General features: G+C 64.0%; 19 protein-coding genes. 12 read left to right on the top strand and 7 right to left on the bottom strand.

The genetic code is table 11. The features are described 5' to 3' along the window. The first annotated feature begins 215 nt into the window (after window positions 1–215). The 4 genes from JZ791_RS14585 to JZ791_RS14570 all read left to right on the top strand — a co-directional run bounded on the left by JZ791_RS14585 (window position 216) and on the right by JZ791_RS14570 (window position 4,105). On the top strand, window positions 216–812 hold the full coding sequence (locus JZ791_RS14585) for a type IV toxin-antitoxin system AbiEi family antitoxin domain-containing protein (protein WP_216895065.1): 597 nt from the start codon (window positions 216–218) through the stop codon (window positions 810–812). Continuing rightward, window positions 809–1,681, top strand: a complete 873-nt coding sequence (locus JZ791_RS14580) for a nucleotidyl transferase AbiEii/AbiGii toxin family protein (RefSeq protein WP_216895063.1) — start codon at window positions 809–811, stop codon at window positions 1,679–1,681. The genes JZ791_RS14585 and JZ791_RS14580 overlap by 4 nt, the downstream gene beginning before the upstream one ends. Window positions 1,682–2,248: 567 nt before the next feature. Beyond that, a complete protein-coding gene (locus tag JZ791_RS14575) occupies window positions 2,249–3,154 on the top strand; it encodes an oxygenase MpaB family protein (RefSeq protein ID WP_308162925.1) in 906 nt (301 codons plus the stop codon). Between the two features lie 54 nt (window positions 3,155–3,208). Further along, entirely contained in the window at window positions 3,209–4,105 is an 897-nt protein-coding gene (locus JZ791_RS14570) for an alpha/beta hydrolase (RefSeq protein WP_254205709.1), read from the top strand. A 3-nt stretch (window positions 4,106–4,108) separates the two neighbouring features. Here the strand turns inward: JZ791_RS14570 and JZ791_RS14565 are convergent, their stop codons facing one another. The 4 genes from JZ791_RS14565 to JZ791_RS14550 form a co-directional block, all read right to left on the bottom strand. Beyond that, window positions 4,109–5,323, bottom strand: coding sequence for a serine hydrolase domain-containing protein (locus tag JZ791_RS14565; RefSeq protein WP_216895061.1), 1,215 nt, complete (start codon window positions 5,321–5,323; stop codon window positions 4,109–4,111). A 94-nt stretch (window positions 5,324–5,417) separates the two neighbouring features. Then, complete coding sequence (locus tag JZ791_RS14560; protein ID WP_438804522.1) at window positions 5,418–6,716, bottom strand: MFS transporter; 1,299 nt, start codon at window positions 6,714–6,716, stop codon at window positions 5,418–5,420. A 51-nt stretch (window positions 6,717–6,767) separates the two neighbouring features. Beyond that, window positions 6,768–7,169 carry a VOC family protein gene (locus tag JZ791_RS14555; protein WP_216895059.1) on the bottom strand — a complete coding sequence of 134 codons (402 nt, stop codon included), beginning with the start codon at window positions 7,167–7,169 and terminating at the stop codon, window positions 6,768–6,770. A 125-nt stretch (window positions 7,170–7,294) separates the two neighbouring features. Continuing rightward, the gene (locus tag JZ791_RS14550) at window positions 7,295–8,668 is read right to left on the bottom strand and encodes a bifunctional lysylphosphatidylglycerol flippase/synthetase MprF (RefSeq protein ID WP_216895057.1); all 1,374 of its coding nucleotides are present in this window, start codon (window positions 8,666–8,668) and stop codon (window positions 7,295–7,297) included. A gap of 1,372 nt (window positions 8,669–10,040) precedes the next feature. Between JZ791_RS14550 and JZ791_RS14545 the strand changes: the two genes are divergently transcribed. The 6 genes from JZ791_RS14545 to JZ791_RS14520 all read left to right on the top strand — a co-directional run bounded on the left by JZ791_RS14545 (window position 10,041) and on the right by JZ791_RS14520 (window position 15,395). Beyond that, window positions 10,041–10,232, top strand: coding sequence for a hypothetical protein (locus JZ791_RS14545; protein WP_216895055.1), 192 nt, complete (start codon window positions 10,041–10,043; stop codon window positions 10,230–10,232). An 87-nt stretch (window positions 10,233–10,319) separates the two neighbouring features. After that, a complete protein-coding gene (locus JZ791_RS14540) occupies window positions 10,320–11,243 on the top strand; it encodes an aKG-HExxH-type peptide beta-hydroxylase (protein WP_216895053.1) in 924 nt (307 codons plus the stop codon). Beyond that, window positions 11,240–12,205, top strand: coding sequence for an arginase family protein (locus JZ791_RS14535; protein WP_216895051.1), 966 nt, complete (start codon window positions 11,240–11,242; stop codon window positions 12,203–12,205). The genes JZ791_RS14540 and JZ791_RS14535 overlap by 4 nt, the downstream gene beginning before the upstream one ends. Before the next feature lie 47 nt (window positions 12,206–12,252). Continuing rightward, a complete protein-coding gene (locus tag JZ791_RS14530; protein WP_216895049.1) occupies window positions 12,253–13,347 on the top strand; it encodes a 2,5-dihydroxypyridine 5,6-dioxygenase NicX family protein in 1,095 nt (364 codons plus the stop codon). Next, the gene (locus JZ791_RS14525) at window positions 13,344–14,588 is read left to right on the top strand and encodes an MFS transporter (RefSeq protein ID WP_216895047.1); all 1,245 of its coding nucleotides are present in this window, start codon (window positions 13,344–13,346) and stop codon (window positions 14,586–14,588) included. Before JZ791_RS14530 ends, JZ791_RS14525 begins: the two co-directional genes overlap by 4 nt. Window positions 14,589–14,633: 45 nt before the next feature. Then, on the top strand, window positions 14,634–15,395 hold the full coding sequence (locus JZ791_RS14520) for a class I SAM-dependent methyltransferase (protein ID WP_216895045.1): 762 nt from the start codon (window positions 14,634–14,636) through the stop codon (window positions 15,393–15,395). A 17-nt stretch (window positions 15,396–15,412) separates the two neighbouring features. Here JZ791_RS14520 and JZ791_RS14515 read toward each other — a convergent pair whose 3' ends face one another. The 3 genes from JZ791_RS14515 to JZ791_RS14505 form a co-directional block, all read right to left on the bottom strand. Beyond that, complete coding sequence (locus tag JZ791_RS14515; RefSeq protein ID WP_216895043.1) at window positions 15,413–18,427, bottom strand: bifunctional [glutamine synthetase] adenylyltransferase/[glutamine synthetase]-adenylyl-L-tyrosine phosphorylase; 3,015 nt, start codon at window positions 18,425–18,427, stop codon at window positions 15,413–15,415. A gap of 113 nt (window positions 18,428–18,540) precedes the next feature. Beyond that, window positions 18,541–19,878: a type I glutamate--ammonia ligase gene (glnA, locus tag JZ791_RS14510; RefSeq protein ID WP_216895041.1), complete on the bottom strand. Its 1,338-nt coding sequence runs from the start codon at window positions 19,876–19,878 to the stop codon at window positions 18,541–18,543. A 200-nt stretch (window positions 19,879–20,078) separates the two neighbouring features. After that, window positions 20,079–21,608 carry an alpha/beta hydrolase gene (locus tag JZ791_RS14505; protein ID WP_216895039.1) on the bottom strand — a complete coding sequence of 510 codons (1,530 nt, stop codon included), beginning with the start codon at window positions 21,606–21,608 and terminating at the stop codon, window positions 20,079–20,081. A 188-nt stretch (window positions 21,609–21,796) separates the two neighbouring features. Here JZ791_RS14505 and panB point away from each other — a divergent pair, with 188 nt between their 5' ends. Continuing rightward, window positions 21,797–22,645, top strand: coding sequence for a 3-methyl-2-oxobutanoate hydroxymethyltransferase (gene panB / locus JZ791_RS14500; RefSeq protein WP_216895037.1), 849 nt, complete (start codon window positions 21,797–21,799; stop codon window positions 22,643–22,645). Between the two features lie 222 nt (window positions 22,646–22,867). Beyond that, the gene (locus JZ791_RS14495; RefSeq protein ID WP_216895035.1) at window positions 22,868–23,950 is read left to right on the top strand and encodes a DUF4185 domain-containing protein; all 1,083 of its coding nucleotides are present in this window, start codon (window positions 22,868–22,870) and stop codon (window positions 23,948–23,950) included. The last annotated feature ends 58 nt before the right edge of the window (window positions 23,951–24,008 follow it).

Here is a 24,008-nt window from a genome sequence, read left to right as displayed (position 1 = left end):
TACTCCCGGAGTCCGACACGTGCGGTTAATCCGAGCTTCCCACCGAGGACCGACACATGTCACCGATTCGAAAGATCCCGCCGCCGGTCGGTGGATCCACACCGAGCCCGTCGACTTCTCTCGGAGAGAACCCTGCGGCCAGCAATACTCAACTTAAAGTTGATTTCTATCGATCGGTTCATTCTGGAACTAAAGTTTTACTGTACTATAGGGCAGTGTCCACCGATCGACGCGAACGCCGTCGGCGACTCTTCGAAGCCGCCGCCCAGCAGGGCGGCTATTTCACTGCCGCACAGGCGAAGTCACTGGGCTACTCCTACCAAGCGCAGGCCCATCACGTTGAAGCCGGCAACTGGTGGCGCGTTGATCGCGGCCTGTTCCGCCTGGTCGAGTGGGTTCCTGGCACGCATGATGAACTCGCACGCTGGACTTTGTGGTCACGAAGCCGAGCAGTGGTGTCACACGAGTCCGCCGCGACAGTGCATGGCATCGGCGAGTTCGAATCCGGACGTATTCACCTTACGGTTCCACCAGGATTCACTATGCACGACGATGCCGTAGCCCTTCACTATGCTCACCTGCCCGCAGATGATGTCTCCGAACGCTCGGGGTACAGGGTGACCACGCCACTGCGCACCCTCGTTGACATCGCCACGAACGCGTCCGACGAAGACCAACTCGCCCGTGCGATCGATGACGCGCGGCGCACCGGCCTCATCACCACTCGCCGCCTCCGCTCCCGCGCCGAGAGCCTCGACCCCCGTGCCGCGCTGTACATCGAACGTGCGATCCAACAGGCGGAGACATCATGACCTACCAATCCGCGCAAGCACTGCGCACCGCATTGGAGCGCCGACTGCTGGCGCGATCTACCGAGACCAGGACCAGCCTGGACCGGCTACGCAGACGGGTGATGTTCGAACGCATAATCGCCCGCATCCAAGCGGCAGAGCCGGGGCAGTGGGTACTCAAAGGCGGTATGGCGCTAGAGGTGCGTCTACACGACGGTGCGCGACTGACCAAAGACATCGACCTTGGGCTGCGCGACGACGTCAACAGCACGGTCGATCTCCACGAGCGACTCATCGACATCCTCACCCCCGACCGAGACCGCGACTACTTCATCTTCACCGCCAACCCACCAGAACGACTACGCGACGACAGCGGCGGGTTCCCCACTTGGCGCACCAACGTCAGCGCTCAACTGGCCGACAAGCCCTTCGGACGCATTCAACTCGACGTGTCTCCCCGGTCCCACGAACTTCATGCCACCGACAAACTCGCGATACCCAACTCCCTGGCCTTCGCCGACATTCCAGCAGTCGAGGTCGAAGCGGTCGATATCCACCGACATGCGGCGGAGAAGTTCCATGGGATGCTCCGTGATTTCGGGGAACGTGAGAACTCCCGGGTCCGCGACCTCGTCGATCTCAACATTTTGCTCGAACACAGTCTGCTCGCACCGGAACGAGCAGCAGCCGCGGTCCGATCCGTATGGAAGGAACGCGATCACACCGAACCGCCTGACAACCTCCCGCAACTGCCAGAATCGTGGCCGGACCGCTATGAGCGACTCGCCGCTGGCCTGAGCATCGAAATCCCTCCGTACCTCGCAGCTGTCTCCCAGGTTACTCAGCTATGGCTCAACATGTTCCCCGCGAGTAACCCTCAGATGAAATGAGTTGCGACGCCGGCCACGGCCTGGATGCACCGTCAGACCGCGAAAGCGGTTGCAGGGGATCAGGAGTGGGGGTGGCAGCCGAGGGAAGCGCTGTAGATGCCAACGGCGCGTCGCTAGTCCTGAGCCCCAGCCGAATCCGACCGAGGCTCAGGATGATTCCGCGCGAGGAGAAAGTAATGCCGAGGGCCGCAAGGTCATGCTGGCGGCCGTACTACTACGCGGAAGCGCTCAGCGACTGCATGAACAGTGTTATCACCTGGGCCAAATAATCCATTGACATAACTCCTTTCTATCGATCTCACCCGGCGAACAGTACCTGCCGCGCCGCAATCGATCAGTGGAAGTCGTCGGCGGCGAAGGGGTCTCCGAGTTCCCGCAGATCGTGCCGAGCGCCTCGTCCCCACGGCGGCCATCGGCTACGCGATGACGAGGGACTGCGTCGAACGATCCTCGGCCGTCGGCCGAGTACGTAGCGCCTTGCCTTCGCACTGAGATGATGAGAAGCTTTGGCGGTAAGTTTCTCATCGAGTGTTGCTCGAGCACGCGGATGTGATCGAAGGAGATCTCGTGACCACACCAGTCAGCCGATCCGAGCGAGCCGATCGAGAGCCCCGCCGGCCGTTCGGACCCGACAGTCGCATGTGGGACGAGGTCGGGCTGATCACTTTCCCGTTCACCGCCGGATCGGCTTTTCTGTTGCAGACGATGGAGCCGTCGATCGCGGCGGTGGTGGACGAGCATTCGAGCTTTCGGACCGATCCGGTCGGGCGCGCGGTTCGCAGTATCGCCTCGGTGATGATGTGGATCTATGGCGGGCAGGAGGCGCTTGGGGAAGCGGATCGGCTGCGGGAGATGCACACCACGCTCAATACCGTTGATGCGCATGAGGTTCGGCATACCGCGCTGTCGTCCGGGCCGTGGGCGTGGGTGTTGCACACCGCGGTGTACGCCTATACCGAGGGCAACCGGCCCTTCACTCGCACGCCGCTGACCGAGGAGGAAAAGCAGCAGTACTACCAGGAGGTTGTACAGCTGATGCGTAATTTCTCCGTGGCGCCCAAGGAGATTCCGGATACGTATGCCGAATGGCTCGAGTTCTTCCACGACCGAGTCGAGAACCATCTGGTCGCGACCACCGTTTCCCGCGACTTCCTGACAGTGACCAGTAAGATCGGGCGGCCCGCGTTCGTGCCCCGTCCGCTCGCGCCGCTGTGGCGGGCCGCGACCGCGCCGGTCGGCCGTATGCAGTATTTCTTCACCGTCGGCACTACCCCGGCGGTCGCGCGCGACAAGCTCGGTCTGACCTGGACCACCACCGATCAGGCGATCATGCGGGTGCTGGGCTGGATCATCGGCCGCACGGTCCCCCTGCTGCCCGAACGCCTGCGCTACTTCCCCATCGCCTACGAGGCCCGCCGCCTCGAACGCGACCGCGCTCGCCTGCGCCTTCTGATCGACCGACGACCCCGATAGCCCGGACATATCCGGCGTGGCGATCACGTGCCCTCCCGGTGGTTAGGCGGGAGAATGGCACGACGCGACGTCCGGCGCATCGGGCGGCGATGGGCGGCGAACGGAGCGATGGTGGTCCACAGCGATTCAGGCGAGTTCGACGGGCGCGGCGGGCGAATATTCTGGCGTGCCTGGCTCCCCGAGGAACGGGTGCGCGGGGTGATCGCGCTCGTGCACGGCGTCGCGGAACATTCCGGGCGATATGAGCATGTCGGACGCCGGCTGTCGGACGCCGGCTTCGCCGTGTACGCGCTGGATCACATCGGCCACGGACGCTCGGGCGGCCGCAAGGGCAATGTGGATTCGGTCGACGGCGCTGCCGACAACGTCGCCACCCTGCTCGATATCGCATCGAGACAGCATCCGGGTGTGCCGCGGTTCGTGCTCGGGCACAGTATGGGCAGCCTGATCACCCTGTACCTGGCCACCCGCGGCCCGCTCGACGTCGCCGGGATCGCGGTATCCGCGCCGCCCCTGGTGATCGACGCGGGTAATCCGGTGCAGCGGCTACTCGCCCCGCTGCTGATGCGGTGGACACCGAATCTCGGTGTACTGAAACTGGATTCGTCGACGATCAGCCGTGATCCGGAGGTCGTCCGGGCCTACGACAGCGATCCCCTGGTATTCCGCGGCAAACTGCCCGCCCGGACGGCCGCGCAGATTCTGCTGAGCACCGGCACCGTGGTCCAGCGCCTGAAACAGCTCACCGTCCCCACCCTGGTCATGCAGGGCACCGCCGATGCGCTCGCCAATCCGGCGGGCGCCGACATCATCGAAAGGGACGCGGGCGCACAGGATCTGACCGTCCTGCGCTATCCCGGTCTCTACCACGAGATCTTCAACGAGCCCGAACAGGACCAGGTACTCACCGATCTGCTCGACTGGTTGAACAAGCACGTGGACGCGGGCTGAGGCTCAATCCTCCAGCGCCCGGTAGAGCAGCCCGAAGAAATCGTCGCCCAACGGAACCTGCCATTCGGCGGCCACGATGATGCCACTGGACTGGGTGAACAGCATGGCGACCAGATCGCGGTCGGGATCGACGATCCAGGCGGTACCGAACGCACCGGGCCAGGAGAACGCACCGAGGCTCGGCCCCGGGTCCGCGACGCTGGTGCGGACCTGGACGCCGTAGCCGAAACCATGTTCGTCCCAGATGGTTTGGCCCAGTGGCGGATTGAACGGTGGCGCAGCGTGTTGTTCCGGGGTGAGGTAATCACGTGTCATCTGCTCGACGATCTCGTGAGACAGGATTCGCGTCCCGTCGAGTTCGCCCTGCCCCAGCAGCATTCCGGCGAACCGCGCGTAATCGTCGACCGTCGACACCAATCCCGCGCCACCGGAGGCGAACGGCGGATCCTGCGCCCACGCCGTCGATTCCGGATGGTCCACGACCGCCCCGCTTCGGTCGTAGAGCACCGACAGCCGATCCCGGGCGGATACGGGCACGACGAAACCGGTGTCCCGCATGCCCAGCGGCGCGAAAATGCGTTCCGCGAGCACGGTGTCGAACGGCTTTCCGGCGATCCGGGCGACCAGCACGCCGAGGATGTCCGAGGCGGTGTGATACCGCCAGAGCGTGCCGGGCTGGGCGATCAACGGCAGTTCGCCGATTCGGCGCATCCAGGTGTCGGCGTCCAGGGCCTCGACGCCCGGCACGCCGAGGGCGCTGCCGATCGGTTCTACGGTCAGCGAGAACAGTTGCGGCCCCAGGGAAGACCTGCCCCAGCCCAGGCCGAGCCGATAGGTGAGCAGATCATCCAGGGTGATCGGCCGGACGGCGGGCACCAGATCCCCGGGTGAGCCGTCGGGATCGCGCATGACCATGCGATCGGCCAATTCGGGCAGCCAGCGCTCGACCGGATCGGACAGCGCGATCAACCCCTGATCGACCAGTTGCAGCGCGGCCACCGTGGTGATCGGCTTGGTCATCGAGGCGAGCCGGAAAATGGTGTCGCGCCGAATCGGCTGCCGCGCCTCGCGATCCCGCCACCCCACCGTGTCGACCTGGACGAGTTCACCGTGCCGATAGATCGCCCCGACTATCCCGGAAACCTCACCGCGATCGACGTACCCCGCCAGGTTCTCGCTCAGCGCCTTCAGGCCGTCCGCCGAAAAACCGTTCGCCACAATGAATTCCTTTCACGGCTCACGCTGATCAACCCAGCGGCCGGGCGATTATTCCCCACCGCGAGCCCGCACATCACAGACGGGAATACGACCGTCACTCCCGCCGCGGCCGCAACACCAACGCCCAGAGACCCGCCAGAACCATGTAGATCCCGACCACCCACAGCCCCGCGCGCTCGGTCCCGGTGAAATCACTCAGCCACCCGGTGATGTACGGCGCGGCGAATCCGCTGATATTGCCCAGCGAATTGATCAGCGCGATCCCACCGGCCGCGGCCGCACCGGACAGGAATGTGCTCGGCAACGCCCAGAAGGTGGGCAGGCCGGCGAGCACACCGACCGCGCACACGGTCACGGCGGTCATGGCGGCGAACGGATTGCCCAGGTACAACGCGATCGGAATGGCGACGCCGCCGATGATGGACGGCAGCGCGACATGCCAGCGCCGCTCCCCCGTCCGGTCGCCGTGCCTGCCCCACCACACCATCACGACCGCACCGATCACGTACGGCACGGCGGCGATCAGCCCACGCTGCACCACCGAATAGTGCGTGCCGTATTGACGCTGGAATCCGGCGATGATGGTGGGCAGGAAGAATCCGAGCGCGTACAGCCCGTAGGCGATGCCACCGTAGATCGCGGCCAGGCCGAGAATCCGCGGATGGGTCAGCGCCTTGCGCAGCGTCCACTGTTCGGCCTGTTCCAGCTCGGCCTCCTCGCGCAGGAGTTCGGTTGCCAGCCACTGTCTTTCCGGCGCGCTGAGCCAGCGTGCCTGCTCGGGCCGGTCGGTCAGATAGAACCAGGTCACCACGCCCAGCAGCAGTGCGGGCACACCCTCCACCAGGAACATGAAACGCCAACCGCGCAAACCGAATACGCCGCCGCCGTACTGAATCACCAGGCTGGACAACGTGGACCCGATGGCGGTGGAGAGCGGGACCGCGACCATGAACATCGCGACGATCCGCGCCCGGTATCGCTGCGGGAACCAATAGGTCAGATACAGCAGAATGCCCGGAAAGAATCCCGCCTCCGCCACACCCAGCAGAAACCGGAGCACGATCAGCACGGTGGCGTTCGGCACGAATACCATCGCCGTCGCGATCACGCCCCAACTGACCATGATCCGCGCCATCCAGCGCCGCGCACCGAACCGGTGCAGCGCCAGATTGCTGGGCACCTCGAGCACCAGGTATCCGAGGAAGAAGATTCCGGACGCGAACCCGAACACCGTCTCGGACAGCCCGAGATCGTGCTTCATGCCGCTGGGCCCGGCGAACCCGATATTCACCCGGTCCAGGTAATTCACGAAATACAGCAACCCGAGAAACGGCACCAGCCGTACGCCGACCTTGCGCAGCGCGGTCCGGGAGACATCTGTGGCTTCCAACACCCGGTTACTTTCGAATGAAAGATCCTCGAATGTCAAGCGGCCCAACGACCTCTAGTGGTAAACCGCGATTTCGACCAGATTCCCGTCCGGATCACGACAGTAGTGCGAGACCATCTCACCGAGCGCGCCCACCTTCACCACCGGCCCCTGGGTGATCTCCACGCCACACGCGACCAGTTGATCACGCACCTCCCCCGGCGTACATGTCGCGACGAAACACAGATCCTCGGACCCCGCCGCCGCGACCACGCCGGTGACCCAGCCCGGATCGTCCGCGGCCATGCTCACCGGCCGCAGATTGATCTTCTGCAGGCCGAACCGCAACGCCGTGCGCCCGGCCGGACCGAAGGTCTCCACCCGCATTCCCAGCACCCGCTCGTACCAGGCCGCGGTAGCCGCCACATCGCGGCAGTTGAGCACGATGTGGTCGAAACGCTCGACGGTGAATCCCATGCGCGGCACGCTACGCTCGCAGTCATTCCGGCATGCTTGTGGCCGGAATCCATCGCCGCGGATTCCGGCCACAAGCATGCCGGGATGACGACGAGCATGCCCGGATGACCGCTCGGGGGCGGGGCCTAGATCTGCTTGCGGTGCGGGACGAACTCCAGCGTCAGCAGGGCCGCGCCGGTGAAGACGATCTCGCGCCAGCGCAGCAGCACGTAACGCTGGTCGCCGAAGGAGTTGAACTTGCGCAGGAACCGGTAGAGGGATTCCAGGCGGATCATCGGGTCCAGGGCGCGGGCCAGCAGGTACAACCCCTGCCGGATGCGTGTGCGGTCCTTGTCGCTGTACAGCTCGGGGAAGGCGGCGAAGGCCAGGGAGATGCGCGCGACACCCTTCTCTCGGCCGTAGTCGACCAAGTCCACGATCATCCGCTCGTCCAGGCCGTTCGGGGCGTCCTTGCGCCGCCACGGCACGTCCAGGCTCAGTTCGGTGCCGTGGTTGGACTCGCCGTACCGCTGGAAGCCGACCACCCGGCCGGAGTCGTCACGAGCGATCACCAGCAGCATGCCCGGGTTCCGGCCGTCCAGCAGATGGTCCAGGATCATCGAGAAGCCGCGAGTCTGGCGCCCGTGGTGCCATTCGTCGACGATGTCGAACAGGGTCTGACGCAGCGCCGGGGTCAGCTCGCGCTCGGGCACGATCTCGGTGGTGACGCCGAAGTTGCGGGTGCGGCTGACCGCCTGGCGCAGATTGCGGAATTTGCGGCCGACCAGATCGAAGCCGGCCACCTCCACGACCACGTCGCGGCCGATCGGTATCGAGTGCAAACCGCGGTGGTTCGCCGCGCGGGTGCGCCACAGCTCGCCGACCTCCGGGCTCGCGCCCAGCACCGTGATCCGCCAGCCGTGGTCCATCGCGAACTCGGAGAACTCCTCGATCAGGCGGCCGAACTCGGCGCGGTCGCCCACCGGATCACCGGCCACGACCGCGATACCGAACCGGGTGCGATAGCCGATGGCCGCGGTCGATCCCGCGCTGAAGAAGTAGGTCTTGGACGAGTGCAGGGCGAACGGCGCCAGCGGGTCGAGCGTCGTCTCGTCCACCAGCCCCTGGATCCGCAAGCGCTGTTCGGGCTGTGGGCGCGAGCCCTGCGGCAGCATCAGGATGAGTCCGGTGGCGGCCAGGAATACGAATCCGACCAGCGGATGCGCGCCGCGATAGGCGACATTCGACAGGCCGAGCACGATCACCGCAGCGGTCAGGTGCGGCAGCGTGATGGGGCGGCGCAGATGCAGCCCGCGCGCCACGAACAGGCCGGACAGCGAGGCCGCGACAAACCAGCCCCGGTCGACGCCCTGGCGCGATGCCCGATCGGCCGCGTAGACCAGCACCACGCCGACCAGCAGCAGCACGCCGATCAGCGGATAGCGGACCACACGAGCGGGTTGCAGGGCCACCTGTCTATAGGTCCGATATCCGGAGACTGCCGCGTTCAGATCCGCCACCTCACAGCCCCCGAGATGCACGGGTCAGCGGCAGGTGGGCGTGCGTCACGTCCACGAACATCCTCGACATCTGGTCCTCCCGATGGTCGCGTCCTGAACGACACATTATGCGGAACGCAGGTTCCGGGTCGCGGGACCCCACGAATCGGCCCGCGGCAGACCCGCGTCATCCGGCCGAATCGGCAAAATCCCTCGTCTCGGCACCGGCTCGCCGACCTGCCCGGATTCGGCGCCACAATGCGTACTCGTCGTATCTAACCGATACCGCGCGGAACACATTCCCCGCAATGGGTTATGTGTTGTCCCACACCGAAATCCACACCCGGATCACAATCCGGCAACCGAACAGCAATTCACATCCCAGCATACCGCGAGCCGCCGCACCGCATGCCCATCCCTCAGCCGACACCTGAACCGCTCACAGTTAACCCTCAGGCAGCAAACATCGGTATCGAAGAGTGACCTGACGTACGTCACCCGTTTCAGCGCACGTCGAACCCCGGATACCCGCCCCGGGGTGCCTCGTTCTACCTCTCCACTCGACCCCGGCCGCCGGGATCTCACCGATCGGCCATCGGGTCGGCCAGCTCATCAACCGTGACCGTGACCACTTCCCCCCGCACCACCTTGGCTTCGTCACCGCCACGCCGGTGCCACGGCTACCCCGGCACAGCCCAACGGGTCTCCCTATGCACAAGCCGGATAGCCGAGGGCGCCATCCGTCCGGTCCGGACTGGTTTCGTGAGAAACCCAGGTTTCAAATATCCGGCAGCGATAGCACATGAAGGTTCGGCGTCAGCAAGGCCGAAGCGCTGAGCGCCAACTTTCACCGCCGTGCAGTGGACTCGATTCCGCCTACCGCTGTGAGCTCATGATGCACTACACTCTTGGCACATAGACGTTGCCGGGGAGACAACAACGTTGAAAAAAAGGGGGCGGGCAATCTTGTGTTACGAAGAATTCACCTATGCGCGCAGCGAGAGTCCCATGCCGAGACCGGCTGAGGAGTTTGCTGACACCTGTAGTGTGAGTGGTTACTACCATCCGGTACTTCCGGCTGATGGCCAAGCGACTATCGGATCGCATAGCACGACCGCCGGCTGCATTGAGCACTCTTCCGGCTATCCATATTTGCGATGCTGAGCCGACAGAACATCTGATCCGCTACCGCGGTGAAATCTACTTGCAGGATATTCGCTCTCCGAGCTCCGGAGCGAGACGGGATGCTGGCGCGCGCGGCAGACCTCCACCGAGTCCGGATCACAAACCTGAGCTGTGGGCTCATCTCATTATTCCCGCGGAGGTGGTAGTACTCAAAACAAACCAATTGCATTACACAATACAAAACTCGACAAATGATGGATGGATACACGTGACAAAGCCAGCCGAAATTCAGTCCGAAGCCACCGAACTCGACTACGACAACCTCCTGGCTAGAACATTGGAGGAGATGGAAGCTCAGGAAGTGACGCTCCCCGGCGACATCGATGATATGCGCCGCGGCGCATATGGCGATGTCTGGTATATAGCATACCGGACTTTCATCGATGATCAGCCTCGATAACTTCTCCTGACAAGCCCGCTCTTGCTGTCCGCGAAGCTACGGCAAGAGCGGGCCAGGAGAGTTGAGTAGTTTCGGACACGGAAAACCATGGTGAAAGACTTCTATACGACACCCGCCATCTGTTTGAGTCATTTGGCCGAGGTATACGCACGACACAGTTCTTCGGTAGCCAGCGAACTGGCCTCGATCAGCGAGTTGTCAGCAAGCGTCAGCGCTTTGAGGGAAATGCCGCCGGAGGCATACTGGGCGGCCTTGACACTCATTCCGAGAGGACATTTGACCGTATCGGATATTCAGCCGGTAGCGAGAGCCTTGAATCGTGCTGCAACAAAAAAGTTTGGAGCCATCGACGTCATCGGCAAAGAGAACGCAACCGAAGAAGATCAGGCGGCACTGAAAATAATTTCCGGAAATGTCTATGGAGGAGCCAGCGCATCAAAGTCTACCCTGGCAGCCGGGATAGATAATTACAGATATAAAATCGCATCTGCCCTGGAACGTATCAAGCAATGCTGGCCGGAGGCTGCGGTCGAGATGTCACTGCTGATCGATAGGGTCCTCGTGCTCGATCGCACCGAACTTTCCGCCTCACATGACCAAATGTTCGGAATAGTGTTCGCAGGTACTCATTGGTTCGATACCACGGCACGAACGATGGAAGTGCTTCTCCATGAATGCGGCCATCATTCTATGTTCTTGCGTACCGCCCGCATCACCTATCTAACCAATCCGAATCTCGTGGTCAGCCATCCGCTTCGACCCGACCCCCGGCCCCTCTTCGGAACGTTGCACGCGGCGTTTGTGCTGTGGCGGATGCACCAGGGTCTCGCGCGGTGGGTCGAATATTCGTCTGCGCCGGAAGGTTCTGATGAATACCGGATGATGGTAAACGACCGCACCAAGTTACAGGCGTGTCTAGAAATACTCGACAAGACCGCAGAGTGGACTGATATTGGTCGAGCGCTGTTCGACAGTATCATGCAAGGTATTCGAACGGAATACGTAAGATGAGTAGCATTCGCCAAGTAGAGTACATTCTCGAGAAACCCAGTCGAACGATCGGACAATTCAGAGCTCTAGAGGAACTCGACCTTCCCATACGATCCCCCTGGGCTATAGTTGGATTACCAGTATCGTTCGACTGTCTACACACGGACAATAACCCCAGCCTGGGCCCCGCAGCGATACGCGGGGCATTCCCGTACCTGGAGGGCAAACCAGCCGAAAATCGCGATTACTCCATCTGGGACTGGAACCGTGGTAATTCTATCCCAATCGCAGATATACTGCCCACCGATCTAGGTAATTTGCTGACACCGTCGGGTTCGTCACTTGAATATACGATCGATGCGGTACATGAAATCGCATCGAAGGTCTATTCAGCAGATATGAAACCTCTTATGATAGGCGGTGAACACAGCCTCACTCTCGGCGCAATCAAGGCTGCAGTAGAAAGATTTGACGGTATTTATGTCGTTCAGTTCGATGCTCATACGGACCGTAGCCTCCAAGCTGCCTCACCTTCTCGAGTTTTCAATGGCAACTTCATGTCTCATATCCTCGACCTGGACCGTATCGCCCACGTCTTTCAGATCGGCATTCGAGAAATAGATTATGCGCGCAGCGGCGAGAATCCGCACATGCAAGGTGCTACCTGCATCACGGCTGACGAGGCGAGAGACTGGGCGAGATCGTCCAGGGTTTACGAGAGTATTCCAGCCCGAGCGCCTGTCTACATAACTATCGATATCGATGTTCTCGATCCTGCATTCGCACCGGAAGTGGCCTGGCCGGTATCCGGAGGACTGGTTCCCCGCGAGTTATCGAGACATCTTCGGTTTCTGCTGGAGAGAAAAACGATCATAGGCGTCGATCTCATGGAGCTGACCGGTACCCGATACGGCCCGAATCTCGGTGCCCTAGCCGGCTCGAGACTTCTTCTTTCAATATTGTCGAACGGTTTTCTCAGTTAGGACTCACCATGATATCCACTCTCCACGACACTACGCTACCGCGAACCGTGGAAATCGGCGTTGCACATCTGTTCGAGCAATTCGCCAGAATCAGTGCCGACGACTACGTTGCACTGGTTTATACTCCGAACAGCCGAGTCTATGCCGCTCATTGTGGCGTCTTTCTAACCGCCCACGAGATTTCATGGATATCGGTTCCCATGATCCCTTTGGCCGACTCTGAGCTTACCGATCGCCTGGACCAGAAACTGCCTGACCCTGCAAATTTCCGCGGCAATCTGATCGTCGTCACCCTCGAACGAGATACAATGTCACACTTCGAGGTCTTCACCCCGCTCTTCCAACGCTACGGCGCGGCCCGGACGAGAATCCTACGCATTATCAGCGCGACGGACAGTTTCTTCAAGAACGCGCTTACCCTTGGCCCGGACGAGCTGGAATCTCTGAATGCTACGTTGCTGGCAGAATTCAGCGGTGAATCCAATATTCGCGTGACCTCGGCCGCTGGAACGGATCTCCAGATCCAGCTCGATCAGGAAAAATATGACTGGATCAGTAATCGAGGAAAGCTCCGCCCAGGCGCGTTCACGATTTTACCGCCAGGGGAGATTGCCACCTACCCGGCGCAGGTCGACGGCACCCTGGTTGCGGACGGTGCTGTTAACTGCAACTTCATCACCGATCTGGACATGCGTCTTGCCGACACACCGATCACGTTCGAGCTGCAAAACTCGGAGATCAAGTCTTTTCATTGCCAAAATGCGGCGATGCACGACCTCCTCTGCGGGGCTTTCGAATTTTCTCACTCGATGCATGTCGGAGAACTCGGGTTCGGTACGAATCGGGGCATACCCGAATTCATCGCACTCAACTCCCACATGAACGAACGGCGCCCCGGGCTTCATATAGGGTTCGGTCAGCATAATCAGCCCCTCTCGGTTGTGAAGTACGAAGCTCGCATACACATCGATGTCATTACCGATGACGCAACCGTTCACTTCGCCGACGGTCGATCCGTTACACTGACCGAGCTGGTTCCTATCGCAGGAGTCCCACACCCCCGGCTCATACGTGACGAGGACATCACCGGTGACTGCTGCAGTGCTGGATGCTCGATAGTGACGGTTGGAATTCGCTCATGACCACTACCGGAGCCGCGTCAGCGATCCGAATCTATCTCGCATCACGGGCATTCGCGTTGACCGGCGGGGCAGTGGCCGAGGCTGTGCTCCCTCTGGTTGTGGTCGTTACCCTGCACGGTGGTCCCTCGGCGGTCGGGGCGGTCACCGCCACGACGCTGACCGTCAGTCTTGTCACCCGCTTGCCGCTCTCGGCGTGGGTCGACGCGCATCAGCGACAAATCCCTCTGCAAGCCCTCAGCCAGCTACTGGCAGCGGGATCCGCCTGTCTGATCCCGCTGCTGTGGTGGCTCGGGGTACTCACTCTGCCAACGCTTTTGGGCGGCGTCATCGTAGTGATGCTGGCGAAGACGCTGGTCGCGAGCTGTGGTCATTCAACCGTCAACAGCCTGGTTCCCTCCGACCGGCGCGTTCAGGCGGTTGGCATGTTGAACAGCATGAGCAGCGCAGCCGATATCGCGGGCCGTTCCGGCGGTCCTGCTCTGATGAAACTCCTTCCGGCGCCTGTGATTCTGTTGGTAGATGCCGTGATGAACTTGTTCTCGGTGGGGCTTCTGTGGCCGCTACGCCATATCGAGACTTCCGAAGCAACTACTGGCGAAGGCGATTCGCCGACGGCCTACGCCGCGCCCGGCGCCTCGATTTCGATGATTATTTTGAGGATCACCCGTCGGTTCGAGGTGTGGCTGCTGTGGCTGTCAGGCGTAGTGGGCAGCCTCATCGCTCCGGTGACGCTCGTGTACATGATCCGTGAGCTCGATGTGTCTCCCGCACTCGTGGGGGTTCTATACTCCTGCGGGGCGATCGGCGGTATCGGCGGCGGGCTACTGGCCCACCGGATACTGCGGAAGCTCGGAATGTGGCCGCTGATCGCCGCCTCGAGCGGAATGTCCTGCGCGGCAACCGTATGTCTACTCCTCGCAGCAGACATACATCCACTTGTGTACCCTCTGGTCATCATCTTCGAGATGCTCTCGGCACTTGCCGGCACACTGCTGATCGCAGCCGTATACGGCACACTGCAAACCACAACCACCGGATCCGAGATCTCGCGTGTGATGTCGGTCGCCAGCGCCGGGATGGAAGGACTCGCGCTGCTAGGGATCGCAGGAGGGGTCGCGCTGGCGGCAGTATGGTCCGAACACGCCGTCATAGCGGTAACGGCCGCGTGCTATTTGTTCTTGGGGTTATCGGCGGTCGTGACGAACTCCAGAGACAAGAAACCGATCGCTGCGACCGGCTGACGACATGACGCGCGAGCCAAGCTCAGTACAGCAATCAGGATTATCATGAAAAATCTTTGGCTCGAGCACAGCTCACAGCTGGCCGATGCCTACACGCGAAACGCCGGGAAACTCAGATTCGAGCTCATAACATACGCATTGCAAGAACACATGCCCACCGGGCCTTTGCGCATAGCCGACGTGGGCGGCGGATTCGGTATGCAGGCAATAATACTCGCCCGAGCAGGACACCACGTCACAGTGTTGGATATCGACAAGGCAATGCTGGACCACGCCCGCGGCCGGTTGTCGAATGAATCCGAAGCTGTTCGTACACGCATCGACCTGGTTTTGGGCGATGGACTGAATGCTCGAAAGGAAATCGGGACAGGCTTCGATCTGGCATGCTGCCATAGTGTCCTGATGTATATGCCGGATCCAGCTCCACTCCTGTGCGAGCTGGTCCACCTCGTACGTCCGACGGGGCTGGTATCCGTGCTCTCCACCAATGGGGACGCGATAGCCATGCGGAGTGGCCTGCAAGGGAGGTGGGAGGCAACAATTGCAAGCCTGCGTACCGGAAAGGATCAAGACGACAAGTCGCTGCCCACCTACGATCACACCCGTCGATTCGTTTCCGAGACTCTCGAGAATTTCGGCGCCGAGGTCCAGGCATGGTATGGAGTAGGCGTTTTCGTCGACCATCTCACCACTCCCCCGCCGACCGACCAGCTCGCGGATATCTGCGTGGCCGAATGGCTGGCAGGCCAACGGGATCCCTATCGGGATGTCGCGCGATGTTTCCATCTCCTCGCGCTGCGCAAGTGATCGAAATTCCGTCGACCTCAGTCGCCGCCGAACACCCGCTCGACCACGGTCTTGGCGCGGCGGGTGACGCGCATGTAGTGGTCGAGGAATTCGCTGCCGTCGTCGTTGGGCCAGCCGGCCACCTTGGCGACCGCCGATAGTAGACGGCCCGGGCCGGGCAGCTGGTCGGCCGGTTTTCCGCGGACCAGGACCAGCGCGTTGCGGGCCCGGGTGGCGGTGAGCCAGGCCTCGCGCAGCAGGCTCACGTCGTCGGAATCGAGCAGGTCGGCCTGTTCGATGGCATCCAGGGACTGGAGTGTGGAGGTGTTGTGCAGGGTGAGGACCTCGTGGGCGTAGCGCAGCTGCATCAGCTGGACCGTCCACTCCACGTCGGCCAGGCCGCCGCGTCCCAGTTTGGTGTGCGTGGCCGGATTCGCGCCCCGCGGGAGGCGCTCGGAATCCACGCGCGCCTTGATGCGCCGAATCTCACGGACCGCCTCGGCCGAGACGCCGCCCGTGGGATAGCGCACGGGGTCGATGATGTGCAGGAAACGCAGGCCCAGGCCCTCGTCGCCGGCGACCTGATGGGCGCGCAGGAGGGCCTGTACCTCCCAGGGCTGAGCCCACTGGCGGTAGTAGGCGTCGTAGGCCGCCAGCGTGCGCACCAGGGCGCCGTTCCGGCCCTCCGGGCGCAAGCCGGCATCCACCTGGAGCGGCGGATCGGTGCTCGGCGCGCCGAGCAATCGCTGCACCTGTTCGGCGATGCCGTTCGCCCACTTCACCGCGGTCGTCTCGTCCTCACCCGACCGCGGATCACAGACGAACAGCACATCGGCGTCCGAACCGTAGCCCAGCTCCAGACCGCCCAGGCGGCCCATGCCGATCACCGCCAGATCCGCGGGCGCCTTGTGGCCCAGCTCGGCCTCACTGGCCCGGACCAGCGCCTGCAGCGAGGCCTCCAGCACCGCCACCCACACCGAGGACAGCGCCGAGCAGACCTGCGGCACCTCCAGCATGCCCAGCACATCGGCCGAGGCGACGCGGGCCAGCTCATGGCGGCGCAGGGACCGGGCCGTGGCGACCGCCCGCCGGGGATCCTCGTAGCGCCCCGCGCCCGACATGATGCCGCCGCGCACATCGGCGGCCTTCGGACTCAACAGCAGCGGACCGCTCGGGCCGTCGGCGAACATCCGGATGGTCTCCGGGGCGTTGATCAGCAGGTCCGGCAGGTAGGCCGAGGAACCGAGCACGATCATCAGCCGCTGCGCGATCGCGCCCTCGTCACGCAGCTCGCGCAGGAACCAGGTCTGATCGTCCAGGCCCTCGGACACTCGCCGATAGGCGAGCAGGCCCTGATCGGGATTCGGTGTGTCGCCGAGCCATTCGAGCAGGGTGGGCAGCAGCAGCGCCTGGATGCGGCCCTTGCGGCCCACCTCGCCGGTCAGCGCCTTGAGGTGGCCCAGCGCGTTTTCCGGGGCGGCGTAACCCAGCGCCGCGAGCTGGCGCACGGCCGCGGCCGGACTCAGCCGCAGCGCGGCGGCGTCCATGCGGGCCACCGATTCGAGCAGTGGGCGGTAGAACAGTTTCGCGTGCAGGCGGCGAATCCGCACCGCGTTGCGCTTGATCTCGCTGGCCAGCACCCCGACCGCGTCCTGCCGGCCGTCCGGGCGCATATGCGCCGCACGCGCGAGCCAGCGCATGCCCTCCTCGTCGTCGCTCGCGGGCAGGGTATGGGTGCGCTTGAGCCGCTGCAGTTGCAGGCGATGTTCGAGCAGACGCAGGAATTCGTACGAGGCGGTCAGGTTCGCGGCGTCGTCACGGCCGACATAGCCGCGGTCGGCCAGCGCGGTCAGCGCCTCCACCGTGCCCTGCACGTGCAGCTTCTCGTCGGCCTTGCCGTGCACCAGCTGCAGCAGCTGCACGGCGAACTCCACGTCGCGCAGGCTGCCGTGGCCCAGTTTGAGTTCGCGCTCGCGCAGATCCGCCGGGACCAGATCCTCCACGCGGCGGCGCATCGCCTGGACGTCGGCGACGAAATCGGGCCGCTCCGAGGCGCTCCAGACCATCGGCATGAGTTCTCGGCGGTACTGCTCGCCGAGTTCCAGATCGCCGGTGGCGGGGCGATTCTTCAACAGCGCCTGGAATTCCCAGGTGCGCGCCCAGCGCTTGTAGTACGTGACATGCGATTCCAGGGTGCGCACCAGCGCACCGGCCTTGCCCTCCGGGCGCAGCGCGGCGTCGACCTCGAAGAACGCGTTGGAGGCCACGGTCATCATCTCCGCGGCCAGGCGCGTGGCCGTGGTGTCGGCCGGTTCGGCGACGAACACCACGTCGACATCGGAGACGTAATTCAGTTCGCACGCACCGCATTTGCCCATCGCGACCACCGCGAGGCGCACGGGCGCCGGTTGGTCGGGGCAGACCCGGGCCACGGCCACCGCCAGCGCGGCGGTCAGCGCCGCGTCGGCCAGATCCGTCAAATGCCTGCCCACGGTCTGGTACGGCAGCACCGGCTCGTTCTCGACGGTGGCGGCCAGATCGATCGCCGCCAGCAGCATCAGCTGATCCCGATACCGCTTGCGCAGCAGGGGGACCGCGTCGGGACCCGCGAAACCGGCGCGGTACAGCATCGGTCCGGCGAACTCCCCGGTCTCCGGGGTGGCCCGCACCACCTCGAGCAGATCGGCGATCAGCTCCTCGCGGGTGGGCAGCTCCGGGCGGTGCAGCAACTGCCAGCCCTGCGGGTCGGCGACCAGGTGATCGGCGAACGCGCTGGACGAGCCGATGAGCGCGAACAGTCTGCCGCGCAGTGAGGTATCGGTGCGTAATACGGAATCCAGTGCCGCCCAGCCGATTCCGAGTTGCTCGCGCAACCGGACCAGGGTCAGCAGTGCGAGATCCGCGTCGGGCGAACGGGACAGTGCCCACAGCAGGGGAACACTGTCGACGTTGTCCCACGCCAACTCCCGCAGGGACTGAGCCGCAGTCGGCTCGAGCAGGCCGAGCCTTCCCACGCCGGGTACCGCGGGACGGGCGGTCGGTGGCCGTACCATGCTGCCAAAATTACACGGTGGCCCGCACATCGCGGCATGGCATACCACGAAACCGGACAAATCGTATCCGGCTCGTGGCGGTCCGGGGCTTCGCCGGCGCTCCGGCGTGGGATCTACAGGCCCAGGTACTCCTTGAGCTCGAACGGCGTGACCTGCGCGCGGTAGCCGGCCCACTCCAGTCGCTTGTTGCGCAGGAAGAAGTCGAACACGTGCTCGCCCAGGGTCTCGGCGACCAGCTCCGAACGCTCCATCGCCTTGAGCGCGTCGTCCAGGCTGGCCGGCAGTTCCTTGAAGCCCATGGCCCGGCGCTCGGCGGCGGTCAGCGACCACACGTCGTCCTCGGCCTCCGGCGGCAGCGTGTAGCCCTTCTCGATTCCGCGCAGACCGGCCGCGAGCAGCACCGCGAAGGTCAGGTATGGGTTGCAGGCCGAGTCGGGGGTACGGATCTCCACCCGGCGCGAGGAGGACTTGTTCGGCGTGTACATCGGAACCCGAACCAGCGCAGAGCGATTCGACCGGCCCCAGGACGCCGCGGTCGGCGCCTCGCCGCCGTGCACCAGGCGCTTGTACGAGTTCACCCACTGGTTGGTGACCGCGCTGATCTCCGGGGCGTGCTCCAGAATGCCCGCGATGAACGCCCGCGCGGTCTCCGACAGGTTGTTCGGATCGTCCGGATCGGCGAAGGCGTTGGCCTCGCCCTCGAACAGGCTCATATGCGTGTGCATCGCCGAGCCCGGATATTCGGAGAACGGCTTGGGCATGAACGTGGCGCGCACGCCCTCGTCGATCGCGACCTCTTTGATCAGGTAGCGGAAGGTCATCACGTTGTCCGCCATGGACAGCGCGTCGGCGTAGCGCAGGTCGATCTCCTGCTGGCCGGGCGCGCCCTCGTGATGGCTGAACTCCACCGAGATGCTCATCGACTCCAGCGCGTCGATGGCGTGCCGGCGGAAGTTGGGCGCCGAATCGTGCACCGCCTGATCGAAGAAGCCGCCGGTGTCGGCCGGGACCGGCGCCGAACCGTCCGGCAGGTCCTTCAGCAGGAAGAATTCGATCTCCGGATGCACGTAGCAGCTGAAGCCCAGATCCCCGGCCTTGTTCAGCTGACGACGCAGCACGTGGCGCGGATCGGCCCACGACGGCGAGCCGTCCGGCATCGCGATATCGCAGAACATCCGCGCCGAGTGCTGATTGCCCCGGCTGGTCGACCAGGGCAGCACCTGGAAGGTGGACGGGTCCGGCTTGGCGACCATATCGGCCTCCGAGACGCGGGCGAAGCCCTCGATGGCCGACCCGTCGAACCCGATGCCCTCCTCGAAGGCGCCCTCGAGTTCGGCGGGAGCGATCGCCACCGACTTCAGATACCCCAGCACATCGGTGAACCAGAGTCGCACGAACCGAATGTCCCGCTCCTCCAGCGTGCGCAGCACGAATTCTTTCTGGCGATCCATACGCGCGAGCGTAAGCATGCCGAGTTAAATCCGTGTTACATGAGGGTCATCGACGCGCTATAGATATCAGCTGCGTTTTTGGCCTCCGCTTCGCTCCGGCGGGTTGTTATAGCCTCCGCCTGAGATTTCCGGCGCACAGAGACGATTCGCCGCTGGGCGCGTTGGTGGTCACGTTGGCGGGGTTGGCCGAAACGACATCGTTACCCGCAGGTCAACCCCTGCGCCGGTTGCTTCAGGTCGATCAGGTAGTCCAAGACCGCGTTGTCCACGCAGGGCACGCCGCCGGACAGGAAGACCGTGTGCCGGGTGCCGCGGTTGGTGATCAGCGAGGCGTTCAGCTGTTGGGCCAGGTCGACACCCGACTGATACGGCGTGGCCGGGTCGTTGGTGGTGGAGATGACGACCGTCTTGGGCAGGCTCGGGATCGAGAGTTTGTGGGGGGTTTCGGTGTTGGGCTCCGGCCAGAACGCGCAGGTGTCCAGCGGGGACATGTTCGTGCCGTGGCCGTCGTCCAGGAACGGGGCGACCTTGCGGTATTCGGCGTCCTCCTTGGCCGCGACCGCGCGGTCCTTGATGGCCGGATCATCGACGCAGTGGATGGACAGGAACGCGTCCTGGGAGTTGTCGTACGTGCCGTCCTTGCGGCGGCCGTCGTACAGGTCGGCCAGTTTCAGCAGGATGTCGCCGGCGCCGGCGCGCAGCTCGGTCAGGCCCTTGGACAGCACATCCCAGTTGTCGCTGGCGTACAGCGTGTTCTGCACGCCGGTGATCGCGTCGCTGTAGACCAGCCCGCGGCCGTCCTGCGTGGGCGCGGGGTGGTTCCACAGCGGGTCGACCAGCTTGTGGAACTGGGCGTTGGCCTGCGCGGGGTCCTGGCCCAGCGGGCAGTCTGGCTTGCTCGCGCAGTCCTGGGCGTACATGTCGAACGCCTTCTGGAAGCCCGCGCCCTGATCGACCGAGTCCTGTACCGGGCCCTCGTCCGGATCGACCGCGCCGTCCAGCACCATCGCGCGGACCTTGTCCGGGAACTTCTCCGCGTACGTGTAGCCCAGGCGGGTGCCGTAGGAGTAGCCGACGTAGTTCATCTTCGCGTCGCCCAGCACGCCCCGGATGACGTCCATGTCCTGCACGACCTCACGGGTGCCGACATGCGCGAGGAAATCGTTGCCGGTGCGCTGGCTGCAATGCGCGGCGAACTGCTTGTCCTCGGTCTCCTGCGCGGCGATGCCCGCGGGGTTGTTGAGCTTGTTCGGCTCGGCCCGCTCGGCGTCCCACTGCTTGGCGGTCAGGCATTCGATCAGCGGCGAGGAGTCGCCCGTGCCGCGCGGGTCGAAGCCGATCCGGTCGAAACGCTGCGCCAGCGTGGTGTCCTGGCCCTGCTGGGCCATCCAGATACCGGCCTCACCGGGGCCGCCGGGGTTGAACAGCAGCGAGCCGATCTTCTGGCCGGTCGCCTTGATCCGGGACACCGCGATCTGCGCGGTCGGGCCGGTGGGGTTGTCGTAGTCGATCGGCACGCTGATGTGGGTGCACTCGGCGGTCTTGGGCATCCGGTCGTCCGCGTCACCGAATCCATCGCAGCTGCCCCACTTCGGGACCTGCTGATAGAACTTCTGTAGCGCGGCGGTATTGGGCGTGGGCTGGGCTTGCTTGGACGACGTAGAGCACGCGGCGGCCACACACATGAGGGCCACGACGGCGGCGACGCGACCGGATCGCAACAACGGCATGACGAAGATCCTCGCATCTCGTCGGCCGTGGTGAACTCCATGGTCGCTTCAGCGCAAGTCGGCGGTCGTTCTGTGACGAAGTCCATGGTCGCTACCCCTTCGCCGGGTGCCGGCCCGGTGGCATCCTGAAGACGTCACATCAACCCGGGGACCCAGTGGGCCTCGAGGCACCGACGAAAGAGACGATGATGTCCGCATCCGAAACGGAAACCCCTGCTTACGGCGCCGCCAAGGAGACGCCCAAGCGCAAGACGCGCGTGCAGCACCTGGCGCAGCGCAAATCCGCCGGCGAGAAGTGGGCGATGCTCACCGCCTACGACTACTCCACAGCGACGCTGTTCGAAGAGGCCGGCATCCCGGTCCTGCTGGTCGGCGATTCGGCCGCCAACGTGGTGTACGGCTACGACACCACCGTGCCGATCACCGTCGACGAGCTGATCCCGCTGGTACGCGGCGTGGTACGCGGCGCGCCGCACGCCCTGGTCGTCGCCGACCTGCCGTTCGGCTCCTATGAGAGCTCACCGCAACAGGCCCTGGCCAGCGCGGTGCGGTTCATGAAGGAGGGCGGCGCGCAAGCGGTGAAACTCGAGGGCGGCGAGCGCGCGGCCGACACCATCGCCACGCTGACCGCCGCCGGGATCCCGGTGATGGCGCATATCGGGTTCACCCCGCAGAGCGTCAACACCCTCGGTGGATTCCGGGTGCAGGGTCGCGGTGACGCGGCCGAGCAACTGGTCCACGACGCGATCGCGGTGCAGGAGGCCGGCGCGTTCGCGGTGGTGCTGGAGATGGTCCCGGCCGAACTGGCCGGTCAGGTCACCCGCAAGCTGACCATTCCTACCGTCGGCATCGGCGCCGGGGCCGAATGCGACGCGCAGGTTCTGGTTTGGCAGGACATGGCGGCCTACACCAGCGGGAAGACCGCGAAGTTCGTCAAGCATTTCGCGCGCCTGGGTGATCAGCTGCGCGAGGCGGCGGCGACCTATGCCGACGAGGTGCGGCGCGGGGTGTACCCGGGGCCGGAGCACAGCTTCTAGGACGAAACCGAGCTCGATCGCGAAGTATCCGGTGTGCGACCATGGCACACCGGATACTTTGCGTTATGCGGCCTGTGTGCCCGGGACCGGGGGCATCGTGTCGTACAACAGTTGCGCGGCATCGTGTGACGCGTACACTTCGCGACCGCCGAGCCGAGTGACCTTGGCGCCGTATGCCGTTGAGCTGCCGGCCGGTACTACCTGATGAGGGAAGGATGATTCATGTCCCAGGAGGGCACATATCTGTGCGACAACGCCGGTGATTCGGCGTCCGGATACGGTCTCGGCTCTGCCGATCTCGGTATCCCTTACCTCCGGTACGACAACACATGGGGTTACGTGTTCGGAGACAGTTTCACCGGTCAGGAGGCCACCGATCCGTATATCGGCAGCCCGGTGATGCTGTACCAGAGCGCATTCGACGCCACGGGCGCCTCGCCGATCACCTTCACCTGGTCACAGCCGCATCCGACCTGTGCCCAGCTGTTCAATTATCAGCACAACGCGGACAACGGATTCGGCTCGGAGGTCAGCCGAATCCCCAATGACGCAATCACTCTGAACGTGGGCGGCAGTAACCGGATCTTCATCCAGTACACCTCGGTGAATCAGTGGGTCGCGCCGGGCAGCGCCAACGACGGCTCGCTGCAGGGCGGTGTCGCGTACTCCGACGACAACGGCGCCACCTGGCTGGACTTCCCCACGCATTGGCCGGGCGCCGCCCAGGGCAGCAACGGCAGCCTGGAACTGATGTGGTCGTTCGCCGGTGTCGACCCCGTTGACGGCTACCTCTACATCTTCAGCAAGGCGTGGAACGGCAGCCACAACTACACCGGCGACGCCGGACGGATCCAGCTGTTCCGCTATCTGCCGACCGATTTCTTCGCCGGGACCTTCTCCGCGCGCCAGAACTGGGCGTGGTTGAACGGCAGCTGGCAGTGGGTGCCCGCCGCGCAGGCCCCGGCGTCGCAGCTGTTCGACAACGGCAACAACATCGGCGAATTCTCGGTGAAGCGGATCGGCGGCGAGTACGTCATGAGCTATTTCGACTGCACCGACTACAGCATCCGCACCCGCACCGCACCCCGGCCGGACCGGATCTGGACCGACCCCAAGACGCAGGTGGTCGGCGACATCACCATGCCGGGCCACGTCGGGCTGCCGGTGCTGAGGAATCTGTACGGCGGCTACATCCACCCCGGCAGCACCGATTCGTCGAATCTGACGCTGATCATCAGCGCGTGGGACGGCACCCGTGGCGACCGGCCCTATACCGCCACGCAGTGGTCCGGCATCGCCGTCTGACCCGGGCGCGAGCCGGGGCCGTGGTCTGCTCGCGGCGCCGTGAAGTGGTGCGGTGCGC

The sequence above is a fragment of the Nocardia alni genome, from assembly GCF_019038435.1.
GTDB lineage: Bacteria > Actinomycetota > Actinomycetes > Mycobacteriales > Mycobacteriaceae > Nocardia > Nocardia alni.
The sequence above is the reverse complement of the archived record's forward strand: the minus strand, read 5'-3'. Positions and strand labels throughout refer to the sequence as shown.